Raw genomic sequence first — 13,275 nt, 5'->3', positions numbered from 1 at the left:
CACCGGCCGCCGTCGCCGGAGTTCGGGACTGGACGCCATGCGCTGCGGGGAGTACGGGTCTGGTCCCGCCCTTTCCCGGTTTCCGCCCGCAATCCGCGGAACCCCGCTCTCCCAGGAGCCTCCCGAATGTCCCTCCGCGATCCCTCGGTGAAGAACGTGACGCTGCTGGCGATCTGCCAGGCGCTGTCGATGTCCGGGATGATCATGAACATGACGGTGACGGCGCTCGCCGGGGAGACCCTGGCGCCGGATCCGGCCTATGCCACGCTGCCGCTGGCCTTCCAGTTCACCGCGACGATGCTGACCACCATGCCGGCGGCCCTATACATGCGCCATGTCGGACGGCGCCTCGGCTTCGTCACCGGCGTGCTGATCGGCGTGACCGGCGCGTTCGTCGGCGTCTCGGCGATCTTCTCCGGCAATTTCGTGCTGTTCTGCCTGGCGTCCATGATGATCGGGTCGTTCCAGGGCTTCGCCGTGCTCTACCGCTATGCGGCCGCCGACACCGCGTCGGACAGCTTCCGGCCGCGGGCGATCTCGCTGGTGCTGGCCGGCGGTGTGGTCGCAGCCCTGCTCGGCCCGGAACTGGCCAAGGCGTCCTACGACTGGTTCGCGCCGATCATGTTCGCCGGCAGTTTCGTGGCGATCGCCGCGGTGCAGGCCCTGAGCCTGGTGTTCCTGGCCTTCGTGCAGATCCCGCGCCCCAGCGCGGCGAGCCGGGCGGAGAAGGGGCGCCCGCTGCTGGAGATCGCGCGCCAGCCGACCTTCCTGGTCGCCGTCATGGGGGCGATGGTCGGCTACGGCAGCATGACCTTCGTGATGACCGCGACCCCGCTGGCCATGGAGGATTGCGGATTCGCGTTCCATGACTCCGCCTTCGTGATCCAGTGGCACGCGGTCGGCATGTTCGCGCCGTCCTTCTTCACCGGCTCGCTGATCAACCGGTTCGGGGTGATCCGGATCATGCTGACGGGGGTGCTCGCCTACCTGCTCTGCATCGCCATCAACTTCTCGGGCATCGAGCTCCTGCAGTTCTTCTCCGCCCTGGTCCTTCTCGGCATCGGCTGGAACTTCCTGTTCATCGGCGGCACCACGCTGCTCACCGAGTCGTACCGTCCGGCGGAGCGCGCCAAGGTTCAGGGCTTCGGCGATTTCCTGGTGTTCTCCGCCTCGACCGTGGCGGCGTTCTCGTCGGGCTACATCAATCACAACTTCGGCTGGCAGGCGGTGAATCTCGGCATCCTGCCGCTCGCCGTGGCCGTCGGCATCGCCCTCATCTGGTATGGAAGCCGCCGCCGCGCCGCGGCCGCCTGAAGCCTGCTGCCTGAACCCGCGGGCCTCAAACCCCTAGAAAAACCGGGGATAGTTGAATGGACAGCATTATTTGCTATTGTCCCTTGGCTTTTGAACCGGGGGCAAAGGCACGCGAATTCTACCCTCCGGCTGTTGTCATTAGAGATCTCGCCAAGCCGTCGCAAAAGATCGGCACCGGGGTCTCCTTAGAGGGATGGAAGGGCTTCCAAAGATGGATGAAAAGCTTCTGTTCGTAGTCCTGTGCGGCGTTGCCGCCTTGATCTACGGCTGGTGGGCGAGCAGGTCGATCCTGTCTGCAAGTGCCGGATCCGAGCGCATGCAGGAAATCGCCGCTGCTATTCAGGAGGGGGCGAGCGCCTACCTGAACCGTCAGTACACCACGATCGCCATCGTCGGCGCGGTGGTGACGGTCATTCTGCTCGTGACCCTGGGCCTGACCGTGGCGCTGGGCTTCGTCATCGGCGCGGTTCTGTCGGGCGTGGCCGGCTATGTCGGCATGAACGTCTCGGTGCGCGCCAATGTCCGCACCACCCAGGCGGCGACCAAGTCGATGGTCGCGGCCCTGGACGTGGCCTTCAAGTCGGGCGCGGTCACCGGCATGCTGGTGGTCGGTCTCGGCCTGCTGGGCGTGGCGGTCTACTACCTGGTGCTGCAGTCGATCTATGACGCCGGCGATCCCGTCGGCCTGCGTCATATCCTGGAGGCCCTGGTGGCGCTGAGCTTCGGCGCCTCGCTGATCTCGATTTTCGCCCGTCTCGGCGGCGGCATCTTCACCAAGGGCGCCGATGTGGGTGCCGACCTCGTCGGTAAGGTCGAGGCCGGCATTCCGGAGGACGACCCCCGCAACCCGGCGGTGATCGCCGACAACGTGGGCGACAATGTCGGCGACTGCGCCGGCATGGCCGCCGACCTGTTCGAGACCTACGCGGTGACCGTCGTCGCCACCATGCTGCTGGCGGCGATCTTCTTCACCGGCGCCGATATCATGACGATGATGGCCTACCCGCTGCTGATCTGTGCGGTCTGCATCCTGTCGTCGGTTATCGGCACGTTCTTCGTGAAGCTCGGTTCCAGCCAGAAGATCATGGCGGCGCTGTACAAGGGCTTCATCGTCTCGGCGGTGCTGTCGGCGGTGCTGATCGCCGGCGTGACCTTCTACCTGTTCGGCACCACCGACGAGATCGCCATGGGCGATACCACGGTGAACGGCCGCTTCCTTTTCTACTGCGCCCTGACGGGCCTGGTGGTGACCGGGCTGCTGATCTGGGTGACCGAGTACTACACGTCGACCGAATACCGGCCGGTGCGCTCGATCGCCAAGTCGTCGGAGACGGGTCACGGCACCAACGTGATCCAGGGCCTCGCGGTCTCCATGGAGGCCTGCGCGCTTCCGGCGATCATCATCGCCGGCGGCATCATCGTCTCCTACCTGTGTGCCGGCGTGTTCGGCATCGGCGTGGCGGCGACCACGATGCTGGCCCTGGCCGGCATGGTCGTGGCGCTCGACGCCTACGGACCGGTGACGGACAACGCCGGCGGCATCGCCGAGATGGCGGAGCTTCCGGAGGAAGTGCGCACCATCACCGACGCCCTGGACGCTGTCGGCAACACCACCAAGGCGGTGACCAAGGGCTATGCCATCGGCTCGGCCGGTCTGGCGGCCCTGGTGCTGTTCGCAGCCTATACCGAGGACCTGAAATACTACTTCCCGGACCTGACGGTTGAGTTCCGCCTGCAGGATCCGTTCGTCGTGGTCGGTCTGTTCATCGGCGGCATGCTGCCCTACCTGTTCGGCGCGCTCGGCATGCAGTCGGTCGGCCGCGCGGGCGGTGCGGTCGTCGAGGAGGTCCGCCGTCAGTTCCGCGAGAAGCCCGGCATCATGCAGGGCACGGAAAAGCCGGAATACGGGACCTGCGTCGACATGCTGACCAAGGCGGCGATCAAGGAGATGATCGTGCCCTCGATGCTGCCGGTGCTGGCTCCCCCGGTCATGTACTTCATCGTGCTGTGGATCGCCGGCCAGTCGGCGGCCTTCACCGCGCTGGGCGCGATGCTGCTGGGCACCATCGTGACCGGCATCTTCGTGGCGATCTCCATGACCGCCGGCGGCGGCGCCTGGGACAACGCCAAGAAGTACATCGAGGACGGCAACCACGGCGGCAAGGGCTCCGAGGCGCACAAGGCCGCGGTGACCGGCGACACGGTCGGCGATCCCTACAAGGACACCGCCGGCCCGGCCGTGAACCCGATGATCAAGATCATCAACATCGTGGCGATCCTGCTGCTGGCAGCCCTGGCGGCCTGATCGACCCGACACCACAAACGGCAAAGGCCCCGGAAACTCTCCGGGGCCTTTGTGATTCCGATGGCGGAAGACCTACTCGGTCGGGGTGAAGCGCCCCACGTTGCCGATGAGCTGCTTGAGCAGGGTGATGCGCTGGCCGGCGGTCGGCGTCTCGCGGTCGACGATGGCGATCTTCTTGCCGTCCTCCAGATCCAGCGTGCCGATCGACTTCACCGCCCCGGTCGGCTCGAAATCGACGTAGACGACCCGGCGCTCGATCGTCTCCGGGCGATAGAACGCCTGGCGTTCGGTGCGCTGGCCGATGTAGTACCATGTCGGCTCGCCGAAATTGGCCTGGCTGGAGGGCGAGCCGAGCAGCGCCAGAACCTCGGATTGCGGCGTGCGTCCGGGTTCGATCTTGGCGAGGGCGTCCACATCCACCATGTTGCCGTGGGTCGCGACCTGCGCGCTGCAGGCGGCGACCGTGACGGCCAGGGCCACGCCGGCCAGGGCGGAGCGGAAACGTGAGGGCGTGACGGGCGGGCGCATCGCGGATCCTGGTATCTGAGTATCCCGCATGGTGCGGGGCGACGGTATGGTCGCTGTCGGAGTAACGGAGAACAAAGATTTTCGCACGGTTTTTCAAGAGGGACGAGACCCGCCAAGCGGTTGAACGGCTGTATGACGCCGTCGTCGACCAGGCGCGCGTGCCCGCTTTCTATGCCGAATTCGGTGTCGCCGACCATCTGGAGGGCCGTTTCGATCTGCTCGTGCTGCATCTGCACCTCGTGCTTCGCCGGCTGTCGGCCGCCGACGGTCCGGCCGCCCGCAAGATGGCCCAGGCGCTGTTCGACACGTTCTTCCACGACATGGACCGGACCCTGCGCGCCATCGGCGTGGGCGACATGAGCGTGGGCAAGAAGGTGAAGGACATGGTGCGGGCCTATTACGGCCGCTGCGCTGCCTATGAGGAGGCGCTGGCGGGCGACGGCGATCTGACCGCCGCGATCGCCCGAAATGTCTATCAGGGGGCCGAGCAGGGGGCCGAGGACGCGCCTCATGCCTCGGCCCTGGCCGCCTATGTCGGCCGGGCTCGGGAAGGGATCGACGCCATGCCGATCGAGGAACTGATGCGGGGCGTCGTGCGATTCCCCGCGGTGACGGCGTCCGCGCCGGAGGAAATCCGATGACCGAGCAGACGCCGCCGGAGACGCCGACCCAGAGTCCGCTGATGGAGCCGATTCCGGTAACCCGCATCGGCCAGGCGGCCAAGACCATCACCCTGGAGGCCGGCCCCGAGGCCCGGGCCGCGCTGGCCCGGCGCTTCGGGCTGATCGAGCTGACGGCGTTCACCGCCAGGGCGACCCTGCGCCGGCGCACGGACACCGGCTGGATCGAGCTCAAGGGCGCGCTGAAGGCCGGCGTCGTCCAGGAATGCGTGGTCACGCTGGAGCCGGTCGCCGCCGAGGTCGAGGGCGAGATCGACGAGCTGTTCGACGACAGCCGCGAGATCGACGGATACGAGGTCGAACTGGACCCGGTGGCGGAAGATCCCGAGCCGCTTGAGGGCGACGTGCTCGATGTGGGGGAGGTGATCGCCCAGGTTCTGTCCCTGTCCATCGATCCCTATCCGCGTGCGCCGGGCGTCCCGCCTGTCGACCGGACGGATGGCGGTGCCGGAGACGACGCCGAGGCCGAGGCGGAAGGCGCTGCTTCGCCCTTCGCCGCGCTGGCCATGCTGAAAGACAGCAATGTCAAGAAACGGTAACGTGGTTGTCCGGCGGACCGGATGTGGCGTACAAGACGCGCCCGGCTCGCAGGAGCCGGTTGGGCCGGAAGCGATTTTCCGGGAGCGGTCGACGCGCGCTGGCGGGAACGCTAGAGTCCGCATGATCGATTCAACCGGTCTGTGGGGACTGGGGACCGTTGGAGAGGCGACGATGAGGGTCGACGAGTGTCGGACGGTCTGACGATCGCATTGGACGCTATGGGTGGGGATAAGGCACCGGATATGGTCGTCCAGGGCGCCGATATCGCACTGGAGCGCTATCCCGAGCTCAAGATCATCCTGGTGGGCGATGAAGCGCGAATCCGACCGCTGGTCGAGAAGACCAAGCGGCTGAAGGCGCAGTCCCCGGAGATCGTCCATACGGAGAAGGCGATCGCCGACGAGGACAAGCCGTCGGTGGCCCTGCGCCAGGGCAAGGGCTCCAGCATGCGCCTGGCCATCGATCTGGTCGGCCAGGGCAGGGCGGACGGCGTGGTCTCCGCCGGCAACACGGGCGCGCTGATGGCGATCGCCAAGCTGGTGCTGCGCCCCATGCCGGGGATCGACCGCCCGGCCATCGCCGGCTTCTTCCCGACCCGCCGCGGCGAGAGCGCCATGCTGGATCTGGGCGCCAACATCACCTGCGACGCCACCAACCTGGTGCAGTTCGCGATCATGGGACAGATCTTCGTGCGCACCGTGCTCGGACTGGAGCGCCCGGTGGTCGGCATTCTCAATGTCGGCATCGAGGAGCAGAAGGGCAACGACTCGGTCCGCGAGGCGGCGACGATCCTGCGCGGCATGACCGACATGCCCTTCGAGTTCCACGGCTTCGTGGAGGGCGACGACATCCCGGCCGGGACGGTCGACGTGGTTGTCACCGACGGGTTCTCGGGCAATATCGCGTTGAAGACGGCGGAAGGCACTTCGCGCCTGATCGGCCAGTTCCTGCGCGACGCCTTCCGCAATTCGCTGATGTCCAAGCTCGGCTACCTGCTGGCCCGCGGCGCCGTCGGCCAGCTGCGCCAGCGCATGGACCCGCGGCGCTACAACGGGGCCATGTTCCTCGGCCTCAACGGCATCGCGGTGAAGAGCCACGGCGGCACCGACGCGCTCGGCTTCGCCAACGCGATCGGGGTCGCGGCCGATATGAAGCGTTATGGATTCATCGAGAAAGTCCGCGAAGAACTGACCAACGGCCGCCTCGACCGGCCGGACGAGCAACCAACAGCGGTGGCAACGGCATGATGAAACGGTCCCTGATGATCGCGACCGGGTCCTACCTCCCCGAACGGGTGGTCAGCAATGAGGAGCTGTCCACCTGGGTCGATACCTCGGACGACTGGATCCGCCAGCGCACCGGCATCCGGCAACGCCACCTTGCTGGCGAGGGCGAGTTGACCAGCGACCTCGCGATCAAGGCGGCGCGCAACGCGCTCGACATGGCCGGTCTCGAGGGCGAGGACATCGACCTGATCATCGTCGCCACCACCACCCCGGACGACACCTTCCCGGCGACCGCGACCAAGGTCCAGAAGGCGCTGGGGGCGCTCAACGGCGCGGCCTTCGACGTGCAGGCGGTCTGCGCCGGCTTCGTTTATGCCCTGGCGGTGGCCGACAACTTCCTGAAGGCCGGCCAGGCCCGCACCGCGCTGGTGATCGGGGCGGAGACCTTCTCCCGTCTGCTGGACTGGGAGGACCGCACCACTTGCGTGCTGTTCGGCGACGGGGCGGGGGCGGTGCTGCTGCGCGCGACCGAGGCGGCCGGCGACGGCTGGGGCGTGCTCTCCACCCACCTGCATTCCGACGGCCGCGAGCGCGACATCCTGTATGTCGATGGCGGCCCGTCGGCGACCAAGACCGTCGGCCATGTGCGCATGAACGGCAAGGAAGTGTTCCGCCACGCCGTCTCCAAGCTGTCCAGCGTGATCGACGAATCGCTGGATGCCAACGGTCTGTCGGCGTCGGACGTCGACTGGCTGATCCCGCACCAGGCCAACCGGCGGATCATCGACGCCATGGCCAACCGCATGAAAATGCCGGCGGAGAAGGTGGTGGTTTCCATCGAGCGCCACGCCAATACCTCGGCCGCCTCGGTGCCCCTGGCGCTGGACGAGGCGGTGCGCGACGGCCGGGTCCGGCCGGGCGATCTGCTGCTGCTGGAAGCGATCGGCGGCGGGCTCGCCTGGGGTGCCGGGCTTGTCCGCTTTGGCATTCCGGCGCGCATGGAGCGGGCCGGGACCGAGACGGCACGCGAGGAAGTCGCGCCAATCGCCTGAAATCACCGAATTAATTGACGGTTCGATTCGTACGGGGTACCTTTCTGTTCCACAACGGGGGTGCGCATGACCGGCGAAACGATCACCCGCGCTCATTTGAGCGAGGCCGTCTACCAGGAAGTCGGCCTGTCCCGAAACGAATCGGCGGACCTCGTCGAGTCGGTTCTTGATGAAATGATTGAGGCGCTGGTTCGCGGGGAGATGGTGAAGATCTCGTCGTTCGGCAGCTTCTCGGTCCGCCAGAAGGGCGAGCGGATCGGGCGTAATCCCAAGACGGGCGAGGAGGTTCCGATCCTGCCGCGCCGCGTTCTGGTGTTCCGTCCGTCCCACGTCCTGAAGAACCGGATCAACCGAGAGTCGGAGGACTGACCCCGGAGGGGTAGGGCGCAATGGCCGACACGCAAGCAACCTCGTCCGCGCCGCGCCGCAACGGCAAGTCGGCGGCGGCATTTCGCACGATCAGCGAAGTCGCCGACGATCTGGATGTCCCGCCGCATGTCCTGCGGTTCTGGGAAACCAAGTTCAATCAGGTCCGGCCGCTGAAACGCGGCGGCGGGCGGCGCTATTACCGCCCCGAGGATATCGCGCTGCTGCGCCGGATCCGCGAGCTGCTGTACCGCGAAGGCTATACGATCAAGGGCGTGCAGAAGCTGCTGCGCGAGGGCGCGGTGCGGATGCCGACCGCCGGCGAGACCGCCCGGGCGGTGCAGTCGGGCGATGCGGAGGGCGCGCCGGCGCCGAGCAATGGAAACGGCAACGGCAATGGCAACGGCGGCTCCCACGAGCCGATGGCGTCGGGCGAGGAGCCCGGGGCGCCGGCGAGCGTCGACCGCGCGGCCGTCAAGGCCGTGCTGGACGAGCTGACCGCCCTGAAGAAGCTGCTCGCCGCGGCCCGAACCTGACGCCGGCATTCCGGCCCGAGTCCGGGCACACTCTCCGCCAGAATCTCTGCCGAGATCCCAGCCGAAATCCTTGGTGAAAAAGACCTGACATTCGGGGTCGCTTCGTGTTGTGGCCCCCTGGCGGATCGCCTATAGTCCGCCGCGTCGGAGCGTAGCGCAGCCTGGTAGCGCACCACACTGGGGGTGTGGGGGTCGTGGGTTCGAATCCCGCCGCTCCGACCATCTTGATCTCTCGACGCCCCCGTCCTCCCCCGATACTCTTGGCCGATCCCGAATACGTGCCGATTGTCGTTGGAGAGACCCATGTCGCTTGCCGCCGTTCCCGAGTCCGAGGGCCTCGACGCCCGCACCAAGACCCGCATCGAACTGGCGGCCGCCTTGCGCTGGGCCGTGCGGATGGGCATGCATGAGGGGATCTGCAACCACTTCTCCGCCGTCGTGCCCGGCGAGGACGACCGCTTCCTGATCAATCCCCACGGCTATCACTGGTCGGAGGTGCGGGCGAGCGACCTTGTCGAGGTCGATTCCGACGGCAACGCCGTCGACGGCAAGGAGCCGCCGGAGCCGACCGCCTTCTTCATCCACTATCACATCCACCGCCTGGTGCCGGACGCCAAGGTGGTGCTGCACACCCACATGCCCTATGCCACGGCGATCACCATGCTGGAGGCGGGCCGGCTGGAGCCGGTGCTGCAGACCTCGCTGAAATTCTACGACCAGATCGCCTATGACGACCTGTACAACGGGCTCGCTCTGGACGATTCCGAGGGCGAGCGCATCGCCGCCGCGCTTCAGGGCGGCAAGCGGGTCGCCTTCCTCGCCAATCACGGCGTGGTCGTGACCGGCCGCAACATCGCCGAGGCGTTCGACGATCTGTATTACCTGGAGCGCGCGGCCCAGGCCCAGGTCATCGCCATGTCGACCAACGCGCCGCTGCGCCGGGTGCCGCAGGACGTGGCCCGCATGACCGCCGACCAGATGGCCTCCAACTCCGAGCGGGCCCAGGCCCACCGGCATTTCGCCGCCCTGATGCGTCTGCTCGACCGGGACGAACCGGACTACAAGGACTGACCGGTCCGCCATTTGTTCATGGCAAACTGCCGAATATTTGCGCTGCAGCTAAAATTATTGCCTAAGCTACAATTATAGATCGAGTTCCCGCACCGTTCATGGTGTTTGCAATCGGCACGCGGATTCAGCCAGGAGGTCTTCGATGGACACTGCCAGCTATCGGCTAGCCGAGCGTTCCGGAGCGCGCGACGTCAATTCGGTCCGCCAGTCGATGATGCACCACCCGGTGGCGTTCGCCGAATATGGCTTTCCCGTGAGGGTCGAGTGCCACGAAGACCTGCGGGCCTATCTCGATGTCATGCACGAAAGTCGCTTCGATGCGATGATGACCGAGATGGACGGACTGCATGACGATGAACTGGACGAGCTCGTGGACGGGCTCGTCCGGTACTGTCAGTTCTGCCTGGCGACCTTCGGGACGCGGGAGATCGTTCTACCGCTTTCCGGCATGATGATGCAGTACGCTGCGGCCAAGAAGCTGAAGGGAATCCCCGAACGCGCGAGGGTGCTGGAGATTGGCTCCGGATCGGGTCTGATCTCGTTCTTTGTCAGCCAGGACAAGGCCATTGAGCAGTACCATCAGATCGAGTGCGCTGAAGCCTTCTATCTCCTGCAGACCCATATCAACCGGTATGTTTATGGCCATGGCTTTCTGGATCATGCTCACGCGTCGGTCGGCGCTCCGAAGACCGCCGGGATCGGACTGGAAGAGCTGAGCGCCATCCGGCCCGATATTCTTGGGGCGGGCGTCTACGAGAAAGAAATCCGCATCGAATATACCGCGCGGCCCCGGGTGGAGCAGTTCCCCTGGTGGCGCTTGGAACGGGTGCTCGAGAACCAGTACGACGTGGTCATGTCCAACGCCAATCTCACCGAGTTCTCACCCGAGGCAATGCGGTACTACTCGGCGCTCATTGCAAAGGTTCTCAAGCCGACGGGAGTTTTCTTCGCGCAATGTACCGGCGGAGGATCCAATCCGATCCAGACCGCGCTCAAGGACCTGATGGCGGCGCGCATCGTTCCGTTCATGTTCGGGGGATATATCGATCAGCCCGCGTCTCCGACTCGCGCCGCCAGCCGCAAGTCCCTGGCGGTTCAGAATGTGATGATGATGCCGATCGCCAATCCTCTGTTGGCAACCGTTGCGCCTCACAATGGCGGCCTGCCCTTGGTTCACACCCAGGATGCGATGACCCGTGCCGTGTTCGGACTGGACCGGCCTGCCGGCGTTAAACGGACGCGTGAAGAGGTCACCGAGCGTGTCAAAGAGCGCCTGCATGCGCGGGCCGGGCGTCCGGCTGCGTCGCTAGCAGCGGAGTGAGACGATAGGTTCCCAGGCGATGGTATAGACCTGCTGTATAACGTGAGACTCTTCGTCCAGTAATTTGAAAATATGAACTAAATTACGGCCATGGTTGCTCGTTCGCCTGCATGCCGACCCGCTTGAAATAGGAGTCGAAGCTGGTCTCCGGACCGACGAGGCGGTGGATCAGCCGGGCGATGTCCAGACGGCGTTGCGGCACCTTGAAGACCGGCCCGGTCTCGTTGACCGGCTGGGGCAGGATGCAGCGCCAGCCGTCTACCGCCACCAGCATGTCGCGATAGACCATGGCGCCGTTGAACAGGAAGTCGATCAGCACGCCCTGAGCCCGCTTATTGGGCAGCTTCTCGATCCATTCTTCCTTGTAGTTCTTTTCCCCGACCATGCCCCAGGCCATGCCGAAACGCACGTCGCGCAGGAAGGTGAGGGTGGTCGTGTGTTCCTGCAGTTCGAAATCGACGGTTCCGCCGCCGGCTGCCCGGATCGGTACCACGCGGAACATGAAGGTCGGCAGCACCGTGGCGCGCCAGTCCTCCGGCTTGCTGGTGGCGACCACCGTCAGATAGTCGTCGAGTGTCATGCATGTCCCCGAAAAAGCTGCTGGATCATGGCCGCCCGCCGCGACCCTGTCCAGCCGCGCCCGGCGTGGCTGGTCAGCCGCCGCCGACCACCTTGCGGCCGTCGGCCGTCAGTTTGCAGACCAGCCAGTCGGGTTTCAGGGGATTCTCGAACCACGGCTCGGCCCAGCCCTTGTCCATGCAGGCCCGCACCATCCGCGTGCTGACCCGCTGGCCGTTGTGGTCGAACAGGGGCAGCTTGCCGCCCGGCTGATCCAGACCGCGGGTCAGCCAGGCCCGCTGCGCGGCGGTCGGCCCGGCCCTGGACGCCGACTTCCCCGCCGACTTCCCTGCAGATTTCTCTGCCGTCTTGCCGGCGGTCTTGCCCGCTGATTTACCCGTCCCCACCATGGATCCGACTGTAGAAAGCCGATCGGCCCGCGGCAAGCGTGCGGCGACGGCTTGTCGCCCGTTTGCGTTGCGTGGGATAACGGGGCAAAGAGGAAACGCTCATGTCCCCGCCTGTTTCGCCGCTCCCCGTCTCGGCCATGCCGGTCTCGTCCCGCCTGGCGCTCGGCTTCTCCTGCGTCGGTCACACGTTCTCGCACCTGCTGATGCTGCTCTATCCGACCGTGGTCCTGTCGCTGGAGGGCGCCTGGGACATGCGGTTCGGCGAGCTGATCGCCCTGATGCTGGTGGGCCAGATCCTGTTCGGCGCCGCCGCGGTCCCCGCCGGCTGGCTGGCCGACCGGTGGAGCGCGCCGGGCATGATGGCGCTGTTCTTCCTGGGCACCGGCGGCATGTGCGTCGCCACCGGCTTCGCCGACGGGCCGTTCGCCATGGCGGTCGGGCTGGGCGGCATCGGGCTGTTCGCGTCGATCTACCACCCGGTCGGCATCGCCTGGGTAACCCGCGACCCGGCGACCCGCGGCCGCGCGCTCGGCATCAACGGCGTGTTCGGCTCGCTCGGCACCGCCGGCGGCGCGGTGGTCGCCGGCACGCTCGCTGCCACCCTGGGCTGGCAATGGGCGTTCTTCGTGCCGGGCGCGGTCTGCGTGCTGGTCGGCGTCGGGCTCGTCGGTTCCATCATGCTGGGGCTGGTGGAGGACAACCGGGCGGTCCATCACGCGGCGGCCACCGAGGCCAGCCGCGGCGACATGCTGCGCGGCGCGATGGTGCTGATGGTGACCATCGCGCTCTCCGGCCTGATCTATCAGTCGACCTCCTTCGCCATGCCGAAGCTGTTCGACCAGCGCCTTGTCGGCATGGTGAGCACCACGGCGGGCGTCGGCCTGCTGGTGTCGCTGATCTACGGCGTGTCGGCCCTGGCCCAGGTGCTGGGCGGCTGGATGGCCGACCGGTTCGACCTGAAGCGGGTCTACATCACCTGCTGGGCGCTGCAGATCCCGTTCCTGGCCGTGGCCGCGACCCTGGCCGGCCCCTTGCTGCTGCCGGTGGCGGCGATGATGGTACTGACCAACACCGCCTTCGTGCCGGCCGAGAACAGTTTGTTCGCCCGCTACTCGCCGCCGGCCTGGCGGGGCACGGCCTTCGGGGTGAAATTCCTGGTGTCCCTGGGCGTGTCTGCGATCAGCGTGCCGCTGGTGGGCCAGCTCTACGATCTCGCCGGCGATTTCGAGCCGCTGCTGGTGCTGCTGGCGTTGTTCGCGGCGGGCGGGGCGATCGCCGGGCTGCTGCTGCCGGCGGGGCGCCGGACCGAGCCGGTGGCGCAGCCGGCGGAATAGGGCGGCCGCAGCCTACAACTACTCGTCATCCCGG

The 13,275-nt window shown here is 66.5% G+C and carries 14 protein-coding genes and 1 tRNA gene; 12 read left to right on the top strand and 3 right to left on the bottom strand.

The genetic code is table 11. The annotated features are described in order from the left end of the window. The first annotated feature begins 126 nt into the window (after positions 1-126). Together G578_RS0114700 and G578_RS0114695 are read left to right on the top strand one after the other, a co-directional pair. Entirely contained in the window at positions 127-1,314 is a 1,188-nt protein-coding gene (locus G578_RS0114700) for an MFS transporter (protein ID WP_028794877.1), read from the top strand. A 211-nt stretch (positions 1,315-1,525) separates the two neighbouring features. After that, the gene (locus G578_RS0114695) at positions 1,526-3,619 is read left to right on the top strand and encodes a sodium-translocating pyrophosphatase (RefSeq protein ID WP_028794876.1); all 2,094 of its coding nucleotides are present in this window, start codon (positions 1,526-1,528) and stop codon (positions 3,617-3,619) included. A 72-nt stretch (positions 3,620-3,691) separates the two neighbouring features. Here G578_RS0114695 and G578_RS0114690 read toward each other — a convergent pair whose 3' ends face one another. Beyond that, positions 3,692-4,147, bottom strand: coding sequence for an outer membrane protein assembly factor BamE (locus G578_RS0114690; RefSeq protein WP_038014219.1), 456 nt, complete (start codon positions 4,145-4,147; stop codon positions 3,692-3,694). Positions 4,148-4,305: 158 nt separating this feature from the next. Between G578_RS0114690 and G578_RS26490 the strand changes: the two genes are divergently transcribed. The 9 genes from G578_RS26490 to G578_RS26485 all read left to right on the top strand — a co-directional run bounded on the left by G578_RS26490 (position 4,306) and on the right by G578_RS26485 (position 10,939). Continuing rightward, on the top strand, positions 4,306-4,788 hold the full coding sequence (locus tag G578_RS26490) for a ubiquinol-cytochrome C chaperone family protein (RefSeq protein WP_245565614.1): 483 nt from the start codon (positions 4,306-4,308) through the stop codon (positions 4,786-4,788). Further along, positions 4,785-5,366 (top strand): YceD family protein, encoded by a 582-nt coding sequence (locus tag G578_RS0114680; RefSeq protein WP_051244816.1) that lies wholly within the window; start codon positions 4,785-4,787, stop codon positions 5,364-5,366. Before G578_RS26490 ends, G578_RS0114680 begins: the two co-directional genes overlap by 4 nt. A gap of 186 nt (positions 5,367-5,552) precedes the next feature. Then, complete coding sequence (gene plsX / locus G578_RS0114675; protein ID WP_028794873.1) at positions 5,553-6,614, top strand: phosphate acyltransferase PlsX; 1,062 nt, start codon at positions 5,553-5,555, stop codon at positions 6,612-6,614. Then, complete coding sequence (locus G578_RS0114670) at positions 6,611-7,645, top strand: beta-ketoacyl-ACP synthase III (protein WP_028794872.1); 1,035 nt, start codon at positions 6,611-6,613, stop codon at positions 7,643-7,645. Before plsX ends, G578_RS0114670 begins: the two co-directional genes overlap by 4 nt. Positions 7,646-7,711: 66 nt before the next feature. Beyond that, positions 7,712-8,014 (top strand): integration host factor subunit alpha, encoded by a 303-nt coding sequence (locus G578_RS0114665; RefSeq protein ID WP_028794871.1) that lies wholly within the window; start codon positions 7,712-7,714, stop codon positions 8,012-8,014. A gap of 20 nt (positions 8,015-8,034) precedes the next feature. Beyond that, positions 8,035-8,547, top strand: coding sequence for a MerR family transcriptional regulator (locus tag G578_RS0114660; RefSeq protein ID WP_028794870.1), 513 nt, complete (start codon positions 8,035-8,037; stop codon positions 8,545-8,547). A gap of 145 nt (positions 8,548-8,692) precedes the next feature. Beyond that, positions 8,693-8,769, top strand: a tRNA-Pro gene (locus tag G578_RS0114655). 81 nt (positions 8,770-8,850) lie between these two features. Then, positions 8,851-9,618 carry an aldolase gene (locus G578_RS0114650; RefSeq protein WP_028794869.1) on the top strand — a complete coding sequence of 256 codons (768 nt, stop codon included), beginning with the start codon at positions 8,851-8,853 and terminating at the stop codon, positions 9,616-9,618. 142 nt (positions 9,619-9,760) lie between these two features. Beyond that, complete coding sequence (locus G578_RS26485; RefSeq protein ID WP_038014215.1) at positions 9,761-10,939, top strand: hypothetical protein; 1,179 nt, start codon at positions 9,761-9,763, stop codon at positions 10,937-10,939. Positions 10,940-11,021: 82 nt separating this feature from the next. On the opposite strand, the gene G578_RS0114640 is transcribed toward G578_RS26485, so the two are convergent. Together G578_RS0114640 and G578_RS30400 are read right to left on the bottom strand one after the other, a co-directional pair. Further along, positions 11,022-11,519, bottom strand: coding sequence for a hypothetical protein (locus tag G578_RS0114640; protein ID WP_028794868.1), 498 nt, complete (start codon positions 11,517-11,519; stop codon positions 11,022-11,024). 73 nt (positions 11,520-11,592) lie between these two features. Continuing rightward, a complete protein-coding gene (locus G578_RS30400; protein ID WP_425425912.1) occupies positions 11,593-11,907 on the bottom strand; it encodes a hypothetical protein in 315 nt (104 codons plus the stop codon). Positions 11,908-12,008: 101 nt separating this feature from the next. Between G578_RS30400 and G578_RS0114630 the strand changes: the two genes are divergently transcribed. Further along, a complete protein-coding gene (locus G578_RS0114630) occupies positions 12,009-13,241 on the top strand; it encodes an MFS transporter (RefSeq protein WP_028794867.1) in 1,233 nt (410 codons plus the stop codon). The last annotated feature ends 34 nt before the right edge of the window (positions 13,242-13,275 follow it).

It is taken from the genome of Thalassobaculum salexigens DSM 19539 (genome assembly GCF_000423805.1).
Lineage (GTDB): Bacteria > Pseudomonadota > Alphaproteobacteria > Thalassobaculales > Thalassobaculaceae > Thalassobaculum > Thalassobaculum litoreum.
This window is presented reverse-complemented; position numbering and strand designations above follow the sequence as displayed.

What these genes read in the sequence shown, in the direction of transcription:
- G578_RS0114700 (WP_028794877.1), top strand. Translation starts at nt 127, where the DNA reads ATGTCCCTCCGCGATCCCTCGGTGAAGAACGTGACGCTGCTGGCGATC.
- G578_RS0114630 (WP_028794867.1), top strand. Translation starts at nt 12,009, where the DNA reads ATGTCCCCGCCTGTTTCGCCGCTCCCCGTCTCGGCCATGCCGGTCTCG.
- G578_RS0114665 (WP_028794871.1), top strand. Translation starts at nt 7,712, where the DNA reads ATGACCGGCGAAACGATCACCCGCGCTCATTTGAGCGAGGCCGTCTAC.
- G578_RS0114670 (WP_028794872.1), top strand. Translation starts at nt 6,611, where the DNA reads ATGATGAAACGGTCCCTGATGATCGCGACCGGGTCCTACCTCCCCGAA.
- G578_RS0114690 (WP_038014219.1), bottom strand. Translation starts at nt 4,147, where the DNA reads ATGCGCCCGCCCGTCACGCCCTCACGTTTCCGCTCCGCCCTGGCCGGC.
- G578_RS0114660 (WP_028794870.1), top strand. Translation starts at nt 8,035, where the DNA reads ATGGCCGACACGCAAGCAACCTCGTCCGCGCCGCGCCGCAACGGCAAG.
- G578_RS0114695 (WP_028794876.1), top strand. Translation starts at nt 1,526, where the DNA reads ATGGATGAAAAGCTTCTGTTCGTAGTCCTGTGCGGCGTTGCCGCCTTG.
- G578_RS30400 (WP_425425912.1), bottom strand. Translation starts at nt 11,907, where the DNA reads ATGGTGGGGACGGGTAAATCAGCGGGCAAGACCGCCGGCAAGACGGCA.
- G578_RS26485 (WP_038014215.1), top strand. Translation starts at nt 9,761, where the DNA reads ATGGACACTGCCAGCTATCGGCTAGCCGAGCGTTCCGGAGCGCGCGAC.
- G578_RS0114650 (WP_028794869.1), top strand. Translation starts at nt 8,851, where the DNA reads ATGTCGCTTGCCGCCGTTCCCGAGTCCGAGGGCCTCGACGCCCGCACC.
- G578_RS0114640 (WP_028794868.1), bottom strand. Translation starts at nt 11,519, where the DNA reads ATGACACTCGACGACTATCTGACGGTGGTCGCCACCAGCAAGCCGGAG.
- G578_RS0114680 (WP_051244816.1), top strand. Translation starts at nt 4,785, where the DNA reads ATGACCGAGCAGACGCCGCCGGAGACGCCGACCCAGAGTCCGCTGATG.